The organism is Virgisporangium aliadipatigenens (genome assembly GCF_016863615.1).
GTDB classification, from domain to species: Bacteria; Actinomycetota; Actinomycetes; order Mycobacteriales; family Micromonosporaceae; genus Virgisporangium; species Virgisporangium aliadipatigenens.
The window spans coordinates 1-1,261 of the sequence record NZ_BOPF01000099.1; the positions used below are offsets into that span (position 1 = coordinate 1).

Annotated in this window: 1 protein-coding gene; it reads right to left on the reverse strand. The window is 70.9% G+C overall.

The window, feature by feature from the left end; genetic code table 11:
• A partial coding sequence (locus tag Val02_RS46930) for a replication initiator (RefSeq protein WP_203905884.1) occupies positions 1 to 1,261 on the reverse strand: 1,261 nt, incomplete at both ends.

The following is a 1,261-nucleotide window of genomic DNA, read 5'->3' on the forward strand; positions in this document are numbered from 1 at the left end:
CCAGGAGGGCGTCGCCGGTGGTGTGCCAGCCGGCGCCGACGAATTGGAGGAAGTTCACGACGAGCGTGGTGGGCTGCTGCGGGACCTGGCCGTCGGCCGGTTGTGGGCCGGCGGTTTCGGTGCGGCGGAAGGCGACCCGTTGCTGTCGGAGCAGGGTGAAGGTGACCGAGTAGGTGCGGCTTTTGGTGAGGAAGTGGCCGCCGAAGCCGAGCATGTGTGCCCACCGTCGTAGCCGGCGCCAGTCCTTGGGTTGGCCGAGGATCCAGCAGGCTTCGATGAGGCGTTCGGTGTGGGTGCCGTCGGGGTCGGCGTACAGGTCGACGGATTCGTCGGTGAGCCGGCGGGAGACGTGGCCGGTGACCTCGGTGGACTTGGTGGAGTACTTGGCGAGGTAGGCGGCGACCATTCCGTCGGTGACCTCGCCGTCGGCCGCGACGGTGACGATGCGGGTCAGCACCTGTTCGCCCCAGCCGATGGCCCACCCGTGCGGGTTGGTCGGGTGCGGGTGGGTGGTGAACCCGACCGTGGCGGCGGCGTGGTCGACCGCGGCGACCAGGTCGGCGGCGTCGAGCTGTGGGGGCGGGGGCACGATCTGCGGTCGTTCGCCGGGGCCGAAGGTGCGGGCGGCGTCGGCGGCGGTGAGTCCGTCGAGGCGGATGATGGCGTGGAAGTGGATGACGGCGCGGCGTTGCATCTCGCCGACCTTGCCGAAGGACAGCCGAAACGGCGGCACTTGCTTGGTGCGGCCGGTGTCGGTGACGACGTGGTGGAACGGCACGCCGCGTTCTTTGGCGAGGCGGGTCATGTAGCGGCGGATCGCGATGGTGGTGCGGCGCCACAGTTCGCTGGAGGAGATGTTCCACACGACCTGTGCGGGGTGGTCGTAGCAGTCCAGGCACAGCGGCGTGCCGAGGGCCTTGTCGCTGTCGTCGTGGCGGGCGAAGCAGACGAGCCGGCGGCCGTGTTCGCACCAGGCCGCGTCGCGGCGGGCGTGGCACGGTTCCGGGCGGCAGTCGCAGCGGGAGCGTTTCACGCAGGTGTGTCGGGCGACGTGGCGGGTGTGGACCGGTCCGAACGAGGGGGCGGTGAACGTCGGGAACACCGCCGGGTGCGCCGCCACGGTGTCGGGGACGCCTTTGCCGCCGACGAGGCCGGCGCGCAGGAGTTGGTAGGCGTCGCGCTTGTAGCGGGTGGAGCAGGCCGGGCAGATGCGTTCGCGGCGGTTGCCGCACGGCTTGTAGATGATGCCGTCGGGCATCGA